The sequence below is a fragment of the Clostridium sp. 29_15 genome (assembly GCF_001916075.1).
Lineage (GTDB): Bacteria > Bacillota > Clostridia > Clostridiales > Clostridiaceae > Clostridium > Clostridium lentum.
Map to the genome: position 1 here is coordinate 85,067 of NZ_MNRT01000041.1, position 20,815 is coordinate 105,881.

The following is a 20,815-nucleotide window of genomic DNA, read 5'->3' on the forward strand; positions in this document are numbered from 1 at the left end:
GGTGATTTTTTATGTAGTATTCATTATAAAACACTTTTTCTCTATATCTTACTTAGCCAAGAAAGTCTTAAATAGCATAAGCTCCATTTCTGTAGATTTATCTCCTGTGGATGACTTTAACTTATTTTCTGTATCAACACATATTCTAATAAATTGACCTAATTGCTTCAGTGAAAATTTATTAGCTTGATTCATAAGCTTTTCACAAACAAATTGTGGTAACCTATACTTGCTCATAAAATAATCTACTCTCTTTCCTTTGCTCATATAAATTTTAATTTCATATAACCTTTTAAAATGATTTTCAATGGTAGTTATTATAAGAATATGTTGATCTGCCTTAAATAATAAATCATCTAGCAAATCTAAAGCCCTATCAACCTTCTTATTAGAAATGTACTCTACTAGATCAAAAATATCATCTTCACTTTTATTGGCAATAAGCTTATCTATATCTTCTTTTTCAATTTCCCTACCATATGTATAGGCACATAATTTATCTATTTCGCTTTTTATTATATCAAAATTATTTTGTACCTTTTCCCCAAAATATCTTACTTGTATTTTGCCTATATTTTTTCCATTTTCCTTAAATATATCTTCTATTTTTTTATAATATTTATCCTTCTTTAGTTTATCACAATGAACTACCTTAATATATTTATCAAGAGTTCCTAACTTTTTATTTTTTTTAGGAGTATCTCTTTTATCATTAAATAAATAATACATTATTAGCACTGCATAAGGTGGAAGATTTTTTACATACTCAGAAATTTCTGAATATAATTTTGCTCCCTCTTTATCAGTTTTATCCTTTAAAAAGTTAGCTCTATATACAACAATTGCTTTTTTCTCACCAAAAAAAGGCATAGTTTCACATGCATTTTCTATATCATTAAAAGTAGTAGTTAATCCATCTAGTCTTTCATAATTTAAAGTCATAAATTCATCAGGTACTAACTTCTTTACAAGAATATTAATATTTTCTTTTATAAGTTCTTCATCTAAACCACAAAAAACATATCCCGATCCTATGTCACCCTTTTTTAACTCGCTTTCAAAACCATCTATATTAATCAATAAATTATTACACTCCTATCTTCTTGATATTATAATATCCTTTACTATCCATACATCTTTAATGTCACCTTTTGTAAAATCAATTATTTCATAATTATAATTTATTTTATCATAATTAACTTTAAGTAGACACTGTTCTTTCTCTGTCTTTATTATATAATTTTCTCCACTTGGCTTTATATAAACCCCATCTTTTATTAAAAACTTTTTAAAACTATTATCTAACCTTTCTTTAGATAGGGTTATCTTTTCTAACTTATCATTATTCGCATCTTCATTATATTGAATAAATGTCCTTTTCCCCTTAAAACTTATTACTATTGCTCCTTCATTATAATACTTAATATTAACTATAGGACTATAAACTATAATAGACACATAGATAAATACTATAATTGGGTAATATATAAATCGCTTATATCCCTTTTTATAAAAATAATATGTTATGAGCATGGCAATATAAAAATAAGCAGCTCCATAATATATATAAAATATATCAATTGTGATTTTATCAAAAAAATTCATAATATTATCCATTAAAATTATAATATATTTACTAACAAATAAAATATAATTAAAAACCATTGGAATCTTTAAAAATAATATTAGTAAATTACCTAATACTATTATGATGTTAATAAAAGGTATAATTAGTAGATTTCCTATGATTGAATTAGCACAAAATTCATTAAAATACATCATTGTTATTGGTAAAATAAAAATTTGTGTTGATAGAGTTATAGCAACTACTTGCCGTATTTTAGAAGGAATCTTATAAAACACCCTATTAATCTTCTTATTAAAAAAATTAATTCCAATAATGTTTACAAAAGACAATATAAATCCAATACTAAACAAACAATAAGGTTTAACTATTAATATCACTATTCCAGCTAATGATAAGGCAGCCATCATATTATACTGACGTTTAAGCTTTAAAGCTAAGTTAGATATAACAATCATTATATATGCCCTTATAGCTGCTTCCTTAGTACCTGAAAATAACATATAAAAAAAAGAAACAATCATTCCTAATAAATTAGATCCAAATAACAGTACAATAGAATATACCATTGTAATATGCAATCCCGAAACACATATGGCATGGGATATTCCATAATACTTCATCTTTTCTCTATCATAGCTCTCAATATTATCATCATATCCATAAGCCACTGAGGAAATTATTCCTGCTTTCCTTGCCCCTAATTTACTTTGAATTTTATCATATAAATCCTTTCTTAAGTCGTACAAATATAAAGTTAGATCCTTTTTTCTCTTCTCATATTTAATTATTGTAAAATCCCCTATTATACCTTTAGAAATATTAAGATTTCTATTAAAATTTCCTTTTGCGTAAATTTTACTACCTACAATTTCTTCTGAAGCTTCTATAGATATATTTACTTTTCTCCCCTTTATCTCTCCAATTCCCCTATTATATTTTAGTGAAACTACTCTAATTTCTTCGTTAGCTTTTGGGGTATAATTATAATAAAAAACATTATTCATAAGTGCAATTATAAGAATTATCAGTAAAAATATTTTAAGATATCTTTCAGTATTAAAAGTTATTAAAAAAAACAAGCTAGCTGCAATGAGAATTGCTGCCAGCTTATTATAATAATAAATTTCATATGTAAATGATGCCAATATAAACACTATAAATATGTATAATAACGGATTATTATAATAAACACCACTTTCTTTACTCATGACAACACCTCAATTAAATTATTGCCATTTTTTCGAAAACCAAATCATTGTTACGTATACTAAAAAGGATATTAATATAATACTTATTGTAAATATATTTATTAATACGTCCTTCTTATAAAGAAATATTGTTCCTATTATTACAATAATTATATATAAAGCTGTATATATAATATTTTTATATTCATATATATTTTTAAATTGATTTCTATACAAATAAGTAAGAAAATTTATACACATTATTAAAAATACCACAATTTCAATATTTTCTTTCATTGCTAATATAGCTACTATTGTCACTACATTATATATAACTGCATTTAACAAACTATGTTTATTTTCTATATTATTTATTGATAAATTATTTAAAGCTAATAGAACCATTGGTATTAGTAATAAATTTAAAGAAATAATGCTACTATTTTTAAATAATATCTTATCGTCAATAAAATAATAAGCATACATCATAAATATTTGAGATAAAATAAATTGCATATATATACTATTAGCATATTCAATTGACTTTCTTACTTCCTTATCCTTTCTCTTAAGGTGTAATAATGCTTTAATAGAACTTTTTTCAGTATATATATCACATATATGCTTTAATATTTTGGATGCTTTTGCTTTTCCTATGCCTATATTTGACATAGATATCAATGATAAATCTCCTAAGGTTTCACCTTCCACAGCAACCTTAAACCCATCGTTATAAAAAGCATTTACAATCTTCAACTTCTGATCAGGCTTAAGTCTACAAAATATTCTTGCTTTTGATACTGTTTTATAAAATTCTTCTTCAGACATATGGCTTAACTCCACACCAGAAGTAACTTCCTTAGATGATGATATAAGACCTATATTTCTTCCTAATATTTCTGCACTTATCTTATTGTCTTCACAAAATAATAATGGTAATATTCCATCATCAAAAAGACTTTCTATATCTTCTTTAACATCTTCAACTATAGAATTTTTAAGTCCAAATAATCCTACAAGAACCATATTACTTTCTATATTTTCTTCTTTTGATGGTTCATAGTTAAATCTTCTATAAGCCATTGCTTCAGTAATTAGTCCTTCCCTTGAAAAACATAAATCAGCAAGCTTTATCTTATTTATTTCTTCTTCTGTTAATGGGTATTCTACACCATTAATTAATATATTTGTACATTTAGAAAGTATTTTATCAAGACTACCTCTAGATGTAGCTCTAAATCCTCTAGAATTTTTAGTTACAGTAGTTTTTATACTATTTGTTGAATTAACTTCTGTTCTAAATTTAAATCTATTTTCCCTAGCAATTTTATCTTTATCAAAATCATATTTTTCACAAAATCTTATATACGCCTCTCCAAAAATATCCTCTTCATCTTTTGTTTCATGATAAATATTGCTTGTTGTACAACAAATACCAATCATTCTTAACAAATCACTATTTCCTTTATCTAAATCTTTTGCTAAAAAAGAAGTTTCATTGTAAAATATTTTTTCAACTTCAGCTGTATCTTCTGTTATAGAACCAAACTTTTCAACAAAAATCACCTTAACTATATCACTATCTTTTAACGTAAAAATATTATTTACATAAATATTATCTTTTTCTAATTCTTTAGATATAATTTTATCATATATATAATAGATAAGTGGATATATAAATGCTGTTGATATAAATAAACAATCTAATAAAATCTCTTTTTTAATATATACCTTCCCTGGAACCACAAAAAACAATATAACAGAAATTAATATTCCTATAATATTTATTTTACTTATAATTCCGTCTATTTCTTTAAAACCTAAATTTTTCTTTAAATCATATCTATCTAAAGCTGATAATAATTTTCCTAAATGTGTATTCATTCCTGTAGCTATAACTATACCAGTTCCACTTCCAGATTTTATAATACTTCCTCTAAATAGTATGTTACTTATATCACTTAATGAAGCAACATTATTATCAAGCATAGCTTCATATTTATCTTTTAATACCTTATCACCTGTTATATTTCTTTCATTAACTTTTAAATTTTCTGCTGATATTATTCGTAAATCTGCTGAAATAAAAGAGTTTTCCTTAAATAAAACTATATCTCCTATAACTAGGTCTTCTGCTGAAACTATTCTTTCAACACCTTCTCTTAAAACTGTTACATCACTAGTATTAAGATTACCTAGCATTTCAATATTTTTTTTATTCTTTAAACTATACCACCAAGTATGTATTATACTTAATGAAAATGCTATTAATTCTATTAATAAAAATATGTATTGTTTACTCACTATAAACAATATAATTACAAATAAATATATAAAACTACTTAAACTAAATAATTTCTCTAATAATGAACGTCCTATACTTTTTCTATTAGGAATAATTACTTTATTGTCTCCATATTGTTCTCTTCTTACGATACAATCATACTCCATTAACCCCTTATATACATTACTGCCTAAAAGCTCTACAACTCTTGTCCAGCTTTTCTGATAATATTCTTTCAAATGTTACACTCCTTTTAAAATAATAACCGTTTATAAAAGTAATTATAAACGGTTTTAATATTTTTTTAAAGTATATTAATTTTTTTATCAAACTATTCTTTTGTCTTAGGATTAAATAAACATGCCATTAGATAACCAAAAAATATCGCTGCCGTTATTCCACCAGCAGCACCTTTAATACCACCAGTAAAAGCACCTAACAATCCATCTTCCTGTACTGCTTGTATTGCAGCTTTAGCTAGACTGTTACCAAAGCTTGGAAGAGGTATTGTTGCTCCTGCCCCTCCTATATCTACTAATTTATCATATATGCCAAAGGCTCCAAGTACAGCACCTACTGTAACAAATATAACTAGGATTCTAGCTGGAGTTAGCTTAGTTGTATCCATCAATATTTGTCCAGCAACACAAATTAATCCACCTACTATAAACGCACTAACATATTCCATTTTTTACATTCCCCTTCAAAAATATTATTCATATTCAATGGCTACTGCATGAGCTATCCCTGGAATGCTTTCACCTTGTAAAGTACTAGTAGGACTCATAAGCGCTCCAGTTGAAATTAAAAGTAACTTCTTTATTTCTTTTTTCATAAGCCGCTTATAAAAATATCCACACATTACTACAGCTGAACATCCACATCCACTTCCACCTGAGCAAGTATTTTGAGTTTCATTATCAAAAATTATATCTCCACAATCAACATAATTTTTTGATAAATCATAGCCATATTCCTTTAACATCTCTAAAGTCATCTTTTTCCCTATCTTCCCTAAATCACCAGTAGCTATTATATCGTAATAATCTGGAGTTCTACCTGTATCTTTAAAGTGATTATATAATGTATCCACAGCTGCTGGAGCCATAGCCGCCCCCATATTATTAGCATCTTTTTCACCATAATCCTTTACTATACCTGTTGTTATGTATGTAACCATAGGAAAATCTCCTTCTTTAGAAAGCACCATAGCGCCTGAGCCTGTTACAGTCCATTGAGCTGTTGGTGCCCTTTGAGAGCCATATTCTAATGGAAATCTAAACTGTCTCTCAGCTGAACTAAAATGAGATGAAGTGCTAGCTACTACATACTTAGCAAAACTTCCATCTATGAATAAAGCTGCCATACTCAAAGATTCTGACATAGTTGAACATGCTCCATAAAGTCCAAAAAAAGGTATATTTAAATCTCTAGCAGCATATCCTGATGAAGTTATTTGATTTAATAAGTCTCCTGCAAATAAATAATCAATATCCTCTTCTTTTATATTTGCATTATTAATTGCCCCCTTTATAGCTGTATACATCATTTCTGACTCTGCTTTTTCAAAACTATCTTTACCTAAAGTATCATCACTTATGACTTCATGAAAATATTCACCTAATGGTCCCTGCCCTTCTTTAGGCCCTACTATTGAATAAGTTGAAATAATTTTAGGATTACTATTTAATTTAATGGTCTGATTACCTATTTTTTTCAAATCATTCTCCATTCCATAGACTCCCTTCTCTTATAGTATTGAATAATAAAGTAGCAAATAATAAATTATACCTATGATTACAGATGAGCCAATACCATATACAAGTACTGGTCCTGCTATGGTAAACATCTTTGCTGCTACACCAAAAACAAACCCTTCTTTTTTAAATTCAATAGCTGGTGATACCACAGCATTAGCAAATCCTGTTATAGGTACTACCGTTCCTGCCCCTGCAAAATTAGCAATTTTATCATATACACCAATCCCAGTTAATAATGCCCCTAAAAAAACCATTATTATTGGAAGCCATATCTTTACATCATATTCAGAAATACCAAAAGCCTTTAACAATTCAAATATTCCTTGCCCAATGGTACATATAGTTCCACCAACAAGAAAAGCCATTATAACATTCTTTATGTATTTTGGTTTTGGCTTGGCCTCTTGACTTAGCTTATCATATTTAGCTTTAATAGCTTCCTCTTTTTTAGAAACTCTGCTCATATTTACCCTCCTTACTAATTTGAATTTAGTATTCCCAATTATTAAATTATATATATCACTTATAAATTTCTCTTACTAATTATTATTTTTTAAATGTTATCCTAATAAAAAAACAGCTACAACATTAAAATTGTTATAACTGCTCATTAATAAATCGTATTCATTTTTATCCTTCTTTCGTTTACTATAATTCTTCTAATTGTTTCCTCATTTCCAAGAGCACTTTCTTTTCGATTCTCGATACTTGAACCTGACTTATTCCAAGCATCTTAGCCACTTGCACCTGCGTCTTATCTTTAAAATAGCGAAGCATAATAATTTGTCTTGATTTGCTATCTAAGTTTTGAAGTACATCTTTTAAAGCAATTCTATCTACCACACTATTGTCTTCAATATTAACTTCACTTATCTTGTCTATTAACAACACTGGTGATCCATCATCTTGATGAATAGTATCATATAGATACTGAAGATTTGCTGAAGATTCCATAGCAAGTACTATATCTTCTTTATTAAACCCTGAATACTGTGATAATTCTTCAATCGTAGGCTCACGATTTAACTCTTTAGACAACGCTTCCCTATCAAAATGTATTTTTCTTGCAATGTTTTTGACATTTCTGCTAACTTTAATTATTCCATCATCTCTTAAAAATCTTTTTATTTCCCCCATAATCATAGGGACTGCATATGTGGAAAACTTAACATTAAATTTTACATCAAAATTCTTTATTGCTTTTACCAATCCTATGGATCCTATTTGAAATATATCTTCATAATCGTATCCTCTATTAATAAACTTTTTGCTTATTGATGATACCAACGGAAGATTTATTTCTATTAATTTATTCATAGCTTCTATATCACCTGCTTTCGCAAGTGGTAATAGTTCCGAATTACTTGAATAACTATATTCATTTTTTAAACCTTTACTATTCATAATACCTTCCCTAACCATTTTAATTAAATTTTTTTGACATAATAACTGTTGTTCCTTTTCCTTCTTCACTAGTAACTTGTAAAGTATCCATAAAAGTATCCATCACTGTAAATCCCATACCTGACCTTTCTAAATCTGGCCTTGATGTATATAATGGTTCCATTACCTTTTCAACATCAATTATACCTTTACCATAGTCTATTACCTTTATAATTACATTATTTCCAGAAATACAAGCTTCTATTCGTATTATTCCATCTTTTTTATTTTCATAACCATGAATTATAGAATTTGTAACAGCTTCTGATACTGCTGTCTTCACATCTGCCATTTCATCTATAGTTGGATCAAGTTGTGCTATAAATGCAGATATAGCAACTCTGGCAAAACCTTCATTTTGTGATAAACTTTGAAATTCTATACTTATCTTATTATCTAACATTATATTTCCCTCCATTACATACTTTCCATAGCTTCCTGGACATTTTTATACGGTTTAATGATCTTATATAATCCAGATAAAGCAAAAACTTTATCGACTCTTTTATTTATTTCTACCACTGATATATGTCCAGCTTTATTTTTCAGCTTTCTATATCTTCCTATAACTACACCAATTCCAGAACTATCCATAAAGGTTACATTTCTGAAATTTAATATAACTTTCTTAATATTATCTCTATCAATTCTATCATCTATCTTAACCCTTACCTCTTCCGCACTATGATGATCCAGTTCTCCAATTAGCTCAATAATTAAAAATCCGTCTACATTTGAAAATTTTATATCCATATTGTACTGCTCTAACAAATAGAGTATCCTCCCCTTCTTTTATTTACTTTTTTTACCATAAGTTTAATTTAACATATTTTCTGTTTTGTAGTCAATGTAAATAAAAAATAAAAAATAAAAATAGAACCTTATAATAAAACTATCATAATTAGTTTCCATATAGGTTCTATCCTTATTTTATTTAGCACTATACTTTTTAAGTTCCTTCTTTATATCTTCATAAAACATTTCTAAAGTTTGTCCTTCATCAAGCATTAAAACTTCTATTGCATCATTTAAATTTTCCATTGTGTATATGTGGAATTTATTATTAATTATAGCTTCTTCAACTTCTGGCAAGATAATAAGTTCATCTCTATTGGAAGCAGGAATTAAAACTCCCTTATTTTCTATAGTATCCATTATTTTACACACCTTATAGAATCCCTCTATCTTTTCGCTAACGCCTCCAATAGCCTGTACTTCTCCAAATTGATTTACAGATCCTGTTACAGCTATATTTTGCTTTACCTTATATTTAGATAATGCTGATAATAAAGTAATTATTTCTGCTATTGATGCACTATCTCCATCCACTATGCCATAAGTCTGTTCAAAGCTTACGTGAAAATCAACTGGAATGCTCTCATAAGCATTTAATAAACTGCTTAATAATCCACGAAGTATGCTGATGGATTTTTCATGAATTTTGCCACTTAAATTACTTTCCTTTTGTATATCTACAATACGACCAGTACCCCTATATGCCACACAAGTTATCCGAATTGGTCTACCAAAAGAATAGTAACCGGTATCCAATACAGCAAGTCCATTAACTGAACCAACTTTTTCACCAGTTAAGGTTATAAGTATTTTCCCCTTCTTATACATCTTAATAAATTCTTTTTCAATAAATTCTTCTTCGTAAGCAATCTTCATTACATCTTCCTTGGTAATAACATAATCACCTTTTTCTTTTACATATATATCTGTAAGTTGCAAAAGCTTATCTAGAGTATAATCTTCTATTAAAATATTCTCTCTGCTACTAGCCTTTCTACATAAATACTTTATTATCTCACTAACTGCATCTTCATTAATTTTCAAGATTTCTTCTTGTTTCACCTTCTGATTTATTCTATCTTTTAATGTATTAATTGATCCTTCAGTTATTTCAACTATATCTGGAATTTCCGTTCTTAGAGGAAATAATTTTCTAAAATCTTCATCTGAATTATACAATATATCATATGAATCATAATCGCCTATCAATATAACTTTAACTTTTATTGGAATAGGCTTTGGCTTTAAACCATTTATATTTATGAATTCCACAAGATTCTTATTTGAATCTATAGTTACTTTATTTGATAACAGTATCTTTTTGAGATAATAATAACTAAGAGAATTCATTATTAAAGAATTTAGTCTTAGAATAAGACAACCTTCATTAGCTTTTAGAACTGCTCCTGCACTTATTAATGATATATTGGTTACATACATTCCATTATGATTTTCATATTCTACAGTTCCTATAAGATTATTTAAATTAGGATCTTCCTCATAAATCACAGGTGGTACAAAATTGTTACTATTATCCACAATTACTTTCACATCATATTTATTTAAAATTCTATATATTTCATTTTCGTCATCTTCAATACTCATGGTATAGCACTCAACTATATCTTCTTCAATGCATGTAAATAACCTTTCAAGATACTCATAAGAATCATCATCAGTAATAAATTCAAGCAAAGCATCATCTTTAAGCTCTTCCATCTTATTTGATAAGAACTTTGTATAAAGTTTTTTTAAACGCCTAATAGATTTTAACTCAATATCTCGTAGTTCTTCTAAAATAGTTTCTGCTCTCTTTTTTAGATTTCCAGCTTTGCTTACAATTATATCCTTGTGATTATCTTCTAAATTATCATATTCCTTTTCTGTCATGGTTTCTTCTTCATTATTTAAAGGTAAAAAAGCAAACCCTTTACTGGTGGCTTTCACTTCAAATCCCTCATCTTTAGCCATCTTAATCAGTTCATTAAGATAATCATTCCTCTTATTTTCCACTTCTTCCACCAAAAAATCTTTTTCATCATTAGTTGAATCGCTATAAAAGTCATCTATTACATCTAAATACGACTTTTTTATATTACTAACTGTCTCCTTTAGTTTTTTTCCTTTTCCATTAGCAACAAAAATAGCTTCAGGCTTATTTTCGTCTTCCAAGGTTACATAACATATGTCTTTAGGTGGCTCTAACTCCTTATATTCATCTTCAATGAAATTAATTAACTCTTTAAGCTTCTTTTTTGAAAATGAATCTACTAAATATAAATTGTATCCTTCCTTTGTAATCTTTAATGCTCTCTTTATCTTAGCAAAAGCCTCTTCATATTCTGATACATTATTTGACTTTTCTATATTTTTATCTATTGATATATCAAATTTAATTTCATTTGGAGTTAACTCTCTTTTCATATACTATTCCACTTGAAAAGCCTTAAGCTTTTCTAAAGCAGTCCCTCCTTACATAGCTCTATACTATATTAATATTCTCAAATTTTTTTTTTAGTAAATTATTTTATAAGCGGAGGTTTATTTTTTTATTTTTCTTTTAGTAAATAAACTTATTATTAAAATAGTGTTAATTGCTGTACATCTTCTTCCCTAATACTTGATAATGTAACTCCTATTAAGCGGATGCGGTTTTCCAATTTCTCTTCATGTAAAATATCCATGGCTGTTTTATAAATAATCTGATAATTATTAGTGTATGTATTTAAAGTCCTGCTTCTTGTATGATTCTCAAAAACAATGGTCTTATATTTTACTGTTATTGTCTTTATATAGATATTCTGCCTTACCAATGTTGCCGCAAGCTCCTTACAAAATTCCTGAATATAAGGTTCTAGCTCCTCTATTTCATCAGTATCAAACTTCAATGTGGTTTCTCTTCCATAGGATTTTCTATCTCTATTAACTTCCACAATCCTCTTATCAATTCCTCTTATTCTCTCATAAATATCTAAACCACTCTTTCCTAAATATTCTAAAAAGAACTCCTTATTTAATGGATATAAATCCTTAATAATATATATACCCATATTGTTTAATCTTTGTACCGATTTTTTTCCTAGTCCATGTATTTTAGAAATAGATAGTGGTAATAATATTTTTGGTATCATATCCTTATCTATGACTTTTATACCATTAGGCTTATTCCAGTCTGATGCTAATTTTGCTAAAAATTTATTATAAGATATTCCTATGGATAATGTTAAACCAATTTCCTTTAAAACTCTACTCTTAATATATATTGCAGCTTCCATACCACTTAAAAATCTGCTATTAGTCACATCTAAATATGCCTCATCAATAGAAAGAGGCTCCACAAGCTGTGTCACCTCTCTAAAAATAGCAAATATCTTATTGGATATTTCTTTATATCTATGATATCTTACCCTAACAAAATGTCCCTTTGGACATAACCTCTGGGCCATAAAGACTGGCATTGCAGATTTTACACCAAACTTTCTTGCTTCATATGAACATGTTGAAACAACTCCCCGTTCACTTACTCCTCCTACTATTACCGGCTTACCTCTAAGCTGTGGATTATCTAACTGCTCCACAGAAGCAAAAAAAGCATCCATATCTACATGTAAAATTATTCTATGCATTATTACCACCTTAACTTAAAGCTTCTTCAAATATACCCTTATTCTTACTATTAATAAAAGATATTACTCCATGGGCTAAAAGTTCATCTATATATCTTCTCTTATCACTTATAGTACAAAAAGATACTATTACTACTGCAATTATTGTTCTAAAGCCCTTATCTAAATAAAATTCATATTCAGCTTCCTTATCACATAAGTCTTCTATGACACCTTCAACTAAATCTACAGTTCTTCTAGGATTTGTGTTAGACAACACTCCTACTAAAGGTAAAAATTGATTGGCTATCTTTATATCTCTCTTTTGTAATTGTAACAAAAATTCCATATTTCTATACATGTGACCTGATGATCCATTTAAAATCATGGCATTTGATAGCCCTTGAACACCATTTTTAGTTCTTATATTATAATCAGCCACATGATCATAAACATTTTCTATAAAATCATTTACTACTTCCACTTCTATATTATTAATACTCCATAGTGCACATAATAAATAATCATCTTCATTAGTAATATTATTATACTTTTCTTTTAATAAAATATATGATTCCTTTAGCTTGTACACTATATCATCTTGTTTCCTTGGATTGCCATATCTTCCTATAACATATGCTGTCAGCACTAAATGGCTACATGGTCTAAAACCATTTTCCTCAAGTTTTTCCATAGCACTAAACATATTTTCTATTATTTCTTGTTGCATATCCTTATCTGTTGTCGCAATCAACAATGATATTATATATAATATATCTCCTCTAAAGGGTGACATTCTTGGTGTAACAGCTTTAATTTCTTTCCTAATTTCCTTTATTCTATCTATTGGTATCTCTCTTTCATAATGAGAAAAAACCAGTGATGCAAAGTGATTTAATATATCACCATCATTTTTTAAATACTCTTTAGCTAATCTGTAATTATCTACAGTTCTATCTATCCTATCAACAAGAAATTTTTCCATCCCTTTATCTCTCCCCGTTAATTTATATAACTTAGTTATAAATAATTTCACTATAATTATACTATGCTTTTGTGACAAAATTGCAACAGTTCATTAAAATTTAATTCTTAAAAAAATTTAAGAATTAAGGGCTCCTGTAGGAACCCTTAATTAAAAAATATTTGAATTTATTTATAAAGAGTACTGAATGATAATATTGCTTGCAACATCAATCATCTTACTACCTGTATCCATACTATTTTTTTGGATAATCCTAAAGGCTTCCCTTTCCGTTAAATTTTCACGCTCCATTAAAATTCCCTTAGCTCTTTCAATTATTTTTCGTTCTTCCATGGTGGTTTCTAATTTATTTACTTTTTCTCTCAATTTAGACACTTTCTTATTACTTTGGCATATTAAATCTAAAGAACTTATTAAAATTCCCTTAGAAATAGGATTGGTTATACAAAATATATCTGTTTGTTCCTGTACAAATGATCTATATGTCTCATTTACTATTGCCAAAAAACTACAATTATCAGCTAATGTATTATATACATCCAAAATTGTCATATCATTTAGCTTATAGCCAATAATTACAATTTCAGGGTCCAAAGCTATACATTTTCTGATTAGATCATGCCCTGAGTTGCATGTAGCTAAAACTCTGTATCCTGCTTCAATTATCAGTGAGCCAATTTTTTCTGCTGTATCTAGATTCTGAAGTGCCACAATTACTCCCCTTTGATCATTCATTTCATACCCCACCTTTATGACCTAGTATTTTGAAAGATAACTAGTTATTTCCCACTGGTGTACCTGTGTTCTATAATTATCCCACTCAACCTCCTTGGCCCTAATGTAATATTCAAAGGTGTTCTTTCCTAAAGCTTCTTTCACAAGATCACTTTTTTGCATATATGCAACTGCTTCATGTAAGCTTTCAGGTAAACTTTCTATATTTTCTCTCTTTCTTTCTTCTCTATTTAGATCAAAAATATTTTTATCAATGCATTTAGGTGGTTCTAAATTGTATTTAATACCTTCTAATCCTGCTAATAAAAGACATGCTAAGACAAGATATGGATTTGAGCTAGGATCTGGAGATCTAAGTTCTATCCTAGTTCCCTCTTCTCTGGCTGATGGAACCCTTATAAGTGGACTTCTATTTTTAGCTGACCATGCAATGTATACTGGAGCTTCATAGTCCGGCACCAATCTCTTATATGAATTTACTAAAGGATTTGTTATTGGACAAATCTCTTTAATATGCTTAAGCACACCACCTATGAAATTATATGCCACTGAACTTAAACCTAATTCATCCTCTTCATTATGAAAAGCATTTTTCCCATCTTTAATCAGTGAAATATTTATATGCATTCCTGATCCATTAACTCCATGTAATGGTTTGGGCATGAAAGTTGCATATAACCCATGTCTTTGAGCAATTGACTTAACTACGTATTTAAATGTAGCAATATTATCTGCTGTAACTAATGCATCAGCATATTTAAAATCTATTTCATTTTGTCCTGCAGCCACTTCATGATGTGAAGTTTCAATTTCAAATCCCATATCTTCTAAAGCAAGAGTCATATCCCTTCTGGCATTTTCACCTAAATCTATAGGTCCTAAATCAAAATAACTTCCTTTATCATTAGTTTTTAAGGTTGGATTACCATCATTATCAACTTCAAATAAAAAGAACTCACACTCTGGCCCTACATTCATTGTATATCCCATATCTTTTGCTTTATTAATTGCTTTTTTTAGTATATATCTAGGATCTCCTTCAAAAGGAGTTCCATCAGGCATATATACATCGCAAATTAATCTAGCCACTTTCCCCTGTTGCGGTCTCCAAGGAAAAATTACAAATGTATCTAAATCAGGTCTTAAATACATATCTGATTCTTCAACTCTTACAAAACCATTAATTGATGATCCATCAAACATACAATGATTATTTAATGCCTTTTCAAGTTGTCTGTCAGTGATGGCCACATTTTTAAGAGTCCCTAATATATCTGTAAATTGAAGTCTTATAAACTTAACGCCATTTTCTTCTACCATTGCTAAAACATCTTCTTTTGAATAATGCATATAATGCCCCCCTTTGTTTTCAAAAAAGACAATAAATTATGTCTTCATAGTCAGTAAAATGTTAATCTTGTCCAATTTCTTATTAATATTATATACATTCATTAGAAAAACTACAATCTTCTAATTATCACTATAATATTAATAAGTTATTTTTTTAAATAACTACTAAAATATTGAATTTATTTTTATACTAATATCATTTTTTTTCATACTTTTATTATTTTTTTATTTTTCACTAATGTTCTTTTCTTATACAAAGTAAAAATCATATAAAATTATTTGCAAGATATACAATATTTGTGTAAAATATTTCTAATATTATATTATTATTACAAATAATAATTCTATTGGGGGCTATTAATATGAAAACAATTGTAACAAAGTTTGGTGGAAGTTCTTTATCTGATGCCAATCAGTTTAAGAAAGTAAAAAATATATTTTTTGCAGATGAAGCTAGAAAATTCATTGTTCCATCTGCACCTGGAAAAAGACATTCAAAAGATTTTAAAATTACAGATGTCTTATATCTTTGCCATGGTCATATACAATCTGGTATACCTCTAGATGATGTATTTAAACTTATTAGTGAAAGATATGAAAGCATAGTTGAAGAATTAAATATAGATTTAAACATCCAGGATTATTTAAATATTGTAAAAGAAGATTTAGAAAATGGGGCTTCTAAAGATTATGCTGCAAGTCGTGGCGAATACTTAAATGGATTAATACTTGCTGAATATTTAGGTATAGACTTTATAGATGCTAAAGATGTTATAAAATTTAATAGATATGGTACTTTAGATAATGAGGCCACTGAACTTAAACTTAAAGATGCTTTGTCTAAATCTAAAAAAGCTGTTATTCCTGGTTTTTATGGTTCTGACCCTGAAGGTAATATTGTTACTTTTTCAAGAGGAGGATCCGATGTCACTGGTGCATTAGTGGCTGCTAATATTAACGCTGATTTATATGAAAATTGGACAGATGTATCAGGATTTCTTATGGCAGATCCCAAAATCGTTGAGCATCCCATGCAAATTAAAAAAATAACATATAGAGAGCTACGAGAATTATCATATATGGGGGCATCTGTATTACATGAAGAAGCTGTTTTTCCTGTGAGAAATGCTGGAATACCTATAAACATAAAAAATACCAATGCTCCTGAAGACAGTGGAACATTTATTGTAAGTTCTAGGGAAAATTCCTCTAATAGAACGCTTACTGGTATAGCTGGTAAAAAAAACTTTACTGTTATTTCTATCGAAAAAGCTATGATGAATACAGAACTTGGTTTCTGTAGAAAAGTGCTTTCTATCCTTGAGCAAAATAATGTTTCTTTTGAAAATATGCCTTCAGGTATAGATTCAGTATGCGTGGTCATATCAGATTCTGAACTTAAGAATAAACTTGAAATTCTTGTAGATGAAATTCAGCGTTCTTGTAACCCAGATTCTGTAGTAGTTCATCCTAATATGGCTCTTATTGCAACTGTTGGTGCTGGCATGGCCAATAAAAAAGGTGTTGCTGTAAAAATATTTGATGCTTTATCACAAGCTGATATAAATGTGAGAATGATTGATCAAGGTTCTAGTGAAATCAATATCTTAATTGGTATTGAAAATGAAGATTTTGAAAAAGGTATTAATGCTATCTACAATTCATTTAGTGATGAATATCTAAATGTTGTACCTATTAAATCAACATCAGCAAATTAGAAAAATTTTACAAACTAATACCACAAAATAAAACGGAGCTATTCAGCCCCGTTTTCTTATTATTCAACTGATTTTAAAGATTCAACCATGCTTATATTATTAAGTTTTCCATACATAGATACATTAACAAGTAAAGTAAATACTAAAGTAAATGCTGCTGCATATATAAAGCTTATACCATGAATAGATCTACCAAACATAACTATATCCATTTCAATGGTAGAAACTATATAATTGCTTAGGAAAATACCCATTACTAATCCTACTGCAATACCTATTACCGATAAAACGATATTTTCTCTATATACATAATTGGCAGATTCTTTTTCAGTAAATCCTAACACCTTTATTGTAGCAATTTCTCTCATTCTTTCAGCTACATTTATATTTGTTAAATTATATAAAACAACAAATGCTAATGCTGCTGCACAAATAATCATAAGCACTACTACTGAATTCAAACTTGATATTATATCTTCAAAACTTGATATTACATAAGAAGTTGAAGTAACAACTAAAATATCATTTTTCTTTAACCAATCCTTAGCAACTTCATCTTCATGAGCTTTACCATCTTCAGTAAGCTTTAATAAAGCTGTATTAAGCTTTAAATCTTCCCCAAACTTTTCTTCATACATCTTTCTAGATAAATATACGTAATTATATACATAATTTTCTACTATACTAGATATTTTTAAATCAACAGTTATTCCAGCATCATCTCCTACAGTTATAGTATCTCCTACAGAAAGATTTAAAAGTTTGGCTAGCTTTTCTGTTATTACCACATTATCATTGGTAAGCTCAATATTACTTTCAGAGTCCTTATCTAATAAATGTACATAGTCCTTGAATTTATCTAATGATTCTGGTACAAATAATCTTATCTGTACTTCTTTATCATCATTTGCCTTTGATCCATTCATCAAGCTTTGTTTAATCATCATTGATGATTTAACACGCTTATCTATATCAATGGAATCTTTAAGACTTTTCTTTTCATCTAAAGTACCTTCATATTTTAAGTTCATCATAGTATCATACGTAAATATCTCACCATATTGTTTAGGAACAACTACAGAAATAGAATCCTTTAAACCATATGCTGCAAGTATTAGTGCAGTACAACCAGCCACTCCTAAAACAGTCATGATAAATCTAGCTTTATATCTAAAGATATTTCTTGTAGTTACCTTTGATGAAAAATTCATTTTATTCCATATAAATGGTATCTTTTCTAAGAATATACGCTTTCCTTGCTTTGGAGCTTTAGGTCTCATTAAAGTTGCAGGATTTAGTTTTAGTTCTCTATAAGCTACTAAATATGCAACTGTACAAGTACAGAGAAGCGCACATACAACTGCTATAATTATAACTGGTATACTTATTTTAACTGCAAATATAGGTAATTTATACATTGCATCATAAGAGTGGAATATTGTCTTAGGTAAAATTAATAGTCCAACCACTATTCCTAAAATACTTCCTGTTATTGCTGCTAAAAATGCATAAAAAAAGTACTTAGCTGCTATAGTCTTATTTTCATATCCTAATGCCTTAAATGTACCTATCTGTGTTCTTTCTTCCTCAACCATTCTCGTCATTGTTGTAAGACATACAAGTGCTGCTACTATGAAGAAAAATAATGGGAACACACTAGCTATACCATTAATACGATTAGCATCTTCTGCAAAAGAAGTATACCCTGGATTATCATCTCTAGTAAATATATACCACTTACCATTGGAAAGATTTTTTAAATCATTTGATTTTTGATTTAATTCATCTTCAGCTAAAGTAAATTGAGTATCAAATTCTTTTTGTCCTTCTTCTAATTGAGCCTTTGAATCTGCTAGCTGTTTCTTTGCTTCTTCAATTTGAACTTTCCCTTCTACAATTTGCACCTTAGACTGTTCTAATTGTGCTTTTCCATCTGCAATCTGCTGTTCCGCAGCAGTCAAGTTATCTTTTTGAGTATTAATTTCATTTTGAGCTGCCTGAATTTGTGCTGCTGATGAATCTAATTGTTCTTTGGCTGCAGCAATTTGATAGTCAGCATCTGCTATCATCTGTCTTCCAGCATCAACTTGTGCAACAGCATCATTATACTGAGTTATATACGAATCAAATTGAGATTGAAGTACTGATGATAAAACTCCACCATTATCTATTATTGACTGTAAGCCACTAATTAATGGCCCATAAGTATCTAATTGAGCTTGTGCTTGATTTAATTGTGCTTCTCCAGCCTCTCTTTGTGCCATATATTCAAAATATGCTGCATTATATTGATCTACTCCAGCATTATATTCATTTATTCCTTCATTAAGTTGTTCTTCTCCAGCAACTATTTGATTCCATCCATCAGCAACTTGTGCTTCTGAGGCAGCTAACTGCTCTTCTGAAGCCTTTATTTGTGCTTCTCCATCAGTAATTTCTTGTTCTTTTTCAGCTATCGTAGCTTCTGCTTCCTGAATTTGCTTCTTCCCATCATCTAAATCTGCTTGAGCATCTGCTTTTTGAAAATCAATTTCTTTTCTTGCTGCATCTATTTGCTTCTGAGCTTGCGTAAGTATTGCTTCTTTATTTACTTCTACTCTGTCTACACCAAGACTTGATAATTTTGAAGAATAGTCTGCAATATATGATTTATAGTCATCTTCAAAGCTTGATTCATATTTTTTAGGTGTATTTACACATAAAAATACTTCTGTATATCGGCTATATGCAAAATCATCAGCAGAAATCATCATATAATTTAAGATTGATCCATCACCAACTTGTGTTATCCCTTTATCAAAAGCAATATATTGAGGACTTTCGATAAATCCTACAACCTTAAAGGTCGAAGTCTTTACTACGTCAGTTATTTCCTTATCATCGCTAGGAGAAAGAAGTTCTATGGTATCTCCTATTTCATATTTAACTGATGTATTAGAATTACTTTCAACTACACATTCACCTGATTTTTCTGGCAATCTTCCTTCTACCACATTTAGTTCATTAATAGGCTGCTTTCCATCAGAGCTTTCAGGCACAGCTTGTACCCTAACTACATTATTTGCACCACCAGTATTAACTAATAAGTCTGCTGAATAAGAAGGCATTACTTGCATAACACCTTTAAGTTCTTCTAATGATCTAATATCATCATCTTGAAAACCATAGTCTGACATAATTTTATAATCCATCAAATTATTTGCTTCAAAAAATTTATTTGCTGAATATTTCATACTTGGACTTGCAGCTTTAACTCCGACAAAAAAGCCTACTCCTAAAGCTACAATAAGTAATATTGAAATAAATCTGCTTTTAGTATCTTTTATTTGTCTGAAAAAAACCTTTTTTAAACTACTTGTCATAAA

16 protein-coding genes are annotated in these 20,815 nt (G+C 28.7%); 1 reads left to right on the forward strand and 15 read right to left on the reverse strand.

Annotated features, from left to right (window positions below):
- Window positions 1–48: 48 nt before the first annotated feature.
- The 14 genes from holA to glnA all read right to left on the reverse strand — a co-directional run bounded on the left by holA (window position 49) and on the right by glnA (window position 15,732).
- Window positions 49–1,080 (reverse strand): DNA polymerase III subunit delta, encoded by a 1,032-nt coding sequence (holA, locus tag BHW04_RS10520; protein WP_186834873.1) that lies wholly within the window; start codon window positions 1,078–1,080, stop codon window positions 49–51.
- Window positions 1,081–1,095: 15 nt separating this feature from the next.
- Complete coding sequence (locus tag BHW04_RS10525; RefSeq protein ID WP_302630941.1) at window positions 1,096–2,796, reverse strand: ComEC/Rec2 family competence protein; 1,701 nt, start codon at window positions 2,794–2,796, stop codon at window positions 1,096–1,098.
- An 18-nt stretch (window positions 2,797–2,814) separates the two neighbouring features.
- The gene (locus tag BHW04_RS10530) at window positions 2,815–5,298 is read right to left on the reverse strand and encodes a P-type ATPase (RefSeq protein WP_302699581.1); all 2,484 of its coding nucleotides are present in this window, start codon (window positions 5,296–5,298) and stop codon (window positions 2,815–2,817) included.
- 92 nt (window positions 5,299–5,390) lie between these two features.
- Window positions 5,391–5,747 (reverse strand): stage V sporulation protein AE, encoded by a 357-nt coding sequence (gene spoVAE, locus BHW04_RS10535; protein WP_022212519.1) that lies wholly within the window; start codon window positions 5,745–5,747, stop codon window positions 5,391–5,393.
- 24 nt (window positions 5,748–5,771) lie between these two features.
- On the reverse strand, window positions 5,772–6,791 hold the full coding sequence (spoVAD, locus tag BHW04_RS10540; RefSeq protein ID WP_022212520.1) for a stage V sporulation protein AD: 1,020 nt from the start codon (window positions 6,789–6,791) through the stop codon (window positions 5,772–5,774).
- An 18-nt stretch (window positions 6,792–6,809) separates the two neighbouring features.
- A complete protein-coding gene (spoVAC, locus tag BHW04_RS10545; RefSeq protein WP_302630939.1) occupies window positions 6,810–7,283 on the reverse strand; it encodes a stage V sporulation protein AC in 474 nt (157 codons plus the stop codon).
- Between the two features lie 184 nt (window positions 7,284–7,467).
- A complete protein-coding gene (gene sigF / locus BHW04_RS10550; RefSeq protein WP_022212522.1) occupies window positions 7,468–8,223 on the reverse strand; it encodes an RNA polymerase sporulation sigma factor SigF in 756 nt (251 codons plus the stop codon).
- Between the two features lie 19 nt (window positions 8,224–8,242).
- On the reverse strand, window positions 8,243–8,665 hold the full coding sequence (spoIIAB, locus tag BHW04_RS10555) for an anti-sigma F factor (protein ID WP_022212523.1): 423 nt from the start codon (window positions 8,663–8,665) through the stop codon (window positions 8,243–8,245).
- A 14-nt stretch (window positions 8,666–8,679) separates the two neighbouring features.
- A complete protein-coding gene (gene spoIIAA, locus BHW04_RS10560; protein WP_302630923.1) occupies window positions 8,680–9,015 on the reverse strand; it encodes an anti-sigma F factor antagonist in 336 nt (111 codons plus the stop codon).
- A gap of 177 nt (window positions 9,016–9,192) precedes the next feature.
- Window positions 9,193–11,481: an AAA family ATPase gene (locus BHW04_RS10565; RefSeq protein WP_022212525.1), complete on the reverse strand. Its 2,289-nt coding sequence runs from the start codon at window positions 11,479–11,481 to the stop codon at window positions 9,193–9,195.
- A gap of 155 nt (window positions 11,482–11,636) precedes the next feature.
- A complete protein-coding gene (locus BHW04_RS10570; protein ID WP_302630924.1) occupies window positions 11,637–12,683 on the reverse strand; it encodes a DNA polymerase IV in 1,047 nt (348 codons plus the stop codon).
- A 10-nt stretch (window positions 12,684–12,693) separates the two neighbouring features.
- Complete coding sequence (locus tag BHW04_RS10575) at window positions 12,694–13,647, reverse strand: DUF4003 family protein (RefSeq protein ID WP_302630925.1); 954 nt, start codon at window positions 13,645–13,647, stop codon at window positions 12,694–12,696.
- A 171-nt stretch (window positions 13,648–13,818) separates the two neighbouring features.
- Window positions 13,819–14,382 (reverse strand): ANTAR domain-containing response regulator, encoded by a 564-nt coding sequence (locus tag BHW04_RS10580; protein ID WP_022212528.1) that lies wholly within the window; start codon window positions 14,380–14,382, stop codon window positions 13,819–13,821.
- A 21-nt stretch (window positions 14,383–14,403) separates the two neighbouring features.
- Window positions 14,404–15,732, reverse strand: a complete 1,329-nt coding sequence (gene glnA / locus BHW04_RS10585) for a type I glutamate--ammonia ligase (protein WP_302699586.1) — start codon at window positions 15,730–15,732, stop codon at window positions 14,404–14,406.
- 362 nt (window positions 15,733–16,094) lie between these two features.
- Between glnA and BHW04_RS10590 the strand changes: the two genes are divergently transcribed.
- On the forward strand, window positions 16,095–17,450 hold the full coding sequence (locus BHW04_RS10590) for an aspartate kinase (protein ID WP_302699588.1): 1,356 nt from the start codon (window positions 16,095–16,097) through the stop codon (window positions 17,448–17,450).
- 59 nt (window positions 17,451–17,509) lie between these two features.
- Here the strand turns inward: BHW04_RS10590 and BHW04_RS10595 are convergent, their stop codons facing one another.
- Window positions 17,510–20,812, reverse strand: coding sequence for an FtsX-like permease family protein (locus BHW04_RS10595; protein WP_302630928.1), 3,303 nt, complete (start codon window positions 20,810–20,812; stop codon window positions 17,510–17,512).
- Window positions 20,813–20,815: the final 3 nt, after the last annotated feature.

Bases quoted from the DNA above. Each gene is read 5' to 3' on its own strand.
- BHW04_RS10525 (WP_302630941.1), bottom strand. From the start codon at position 2,796: ATGAGTAAAGAAAGTGGTGTTTATTATAATAATCCGTTATTATACATA.
- spoVAE (WP_022212519.1), bottom strand. From the start codon at position 5,747: ATGGAATATGTTAGTGCGTTTATAGTAGGTGGATTAATTTGTGTTGCT.
- spoVAD (WP_022212520.1), bottom strand. From the start codon at position 6,791: ATGGAGAATGATTTGAAAAAAATAGGTAATCAGACCATTAAATTAAAT.
- spoVAC (WP_302630939.1), bottom strand. From the start codon at position 7,283: ATGAGCAGAGTTTCTAAAAAAGAGGAAGCTATTAAAGCTAAATATGAT.
- sigF (WP_022212522.1), bottom strand. From the start codon at position 8,223: ATGAATAGTAAAGGTTTAAAAAATGAATATAGTTATTCAAGTAATTCG.
- spoIIAB (WP_022212523.1), bottom strand. From the start codon at position 8,665: ATGTTAGATAATAAGATAAGTATAGAATTTCAAAGTTTATCACAAAAT.
- spoIIAA (WP_302630923.1), bottom strand. From the start codon at position 9,015: ATGGATATAAAATTTTCAAATGTAGACGGATTTTTAATTATTGAGCTA.
- BHW04_RS10565 (WP_022212525.1), bottom strand. From the start codon at position 11,481: ATGAAAAGAGAGTTAACTCCAAATGAAATTAAATTTGATATATCAATA.
- BHW04_RS10570 (WP_302630924.1), bottom strand. From the start codon at position 12,683: ATGCATAGAATAATTTTACATGTAGATATGGATGCTTTTTTTGCTTCT.
- BHW04_RS10575 (WP_302630925.1), bottom strand. From the start codon at position 13,647: ATGGAAAAATTTCTTGTTGATAGGATAGATAGAACTGTAGATAATTAC.
- BHW04_RS10580 (WP_022212528.1), bottom strand. From the start codon at position 14,382: ATGAATGATCAAAGGGGAGTAATTGTGGCACTTCAGAATCTAGATACA.
- glnA (WP_302699586.1), bottom strand. From the start codon at position 15,732: ATGCATTATTCAAAAGAAGATGTTTTAGCAATGGTAGAAGAAAATGGC.
- BHW04_RS10590 (WP_302699588.1), top strand. From the start codon at position 16,095: ATGAAAACAATTGTAACAAAGTTTGGTGGAAGTTCTTTATCTGATGCC.
- BHW04_RS10595 (WP_302630928.1), bottom strand. From the start codon at position 20,812: ATGACAAGTAGTTTAAAAAAGGTTTTTTTCAGACAAATAAAAGATACT.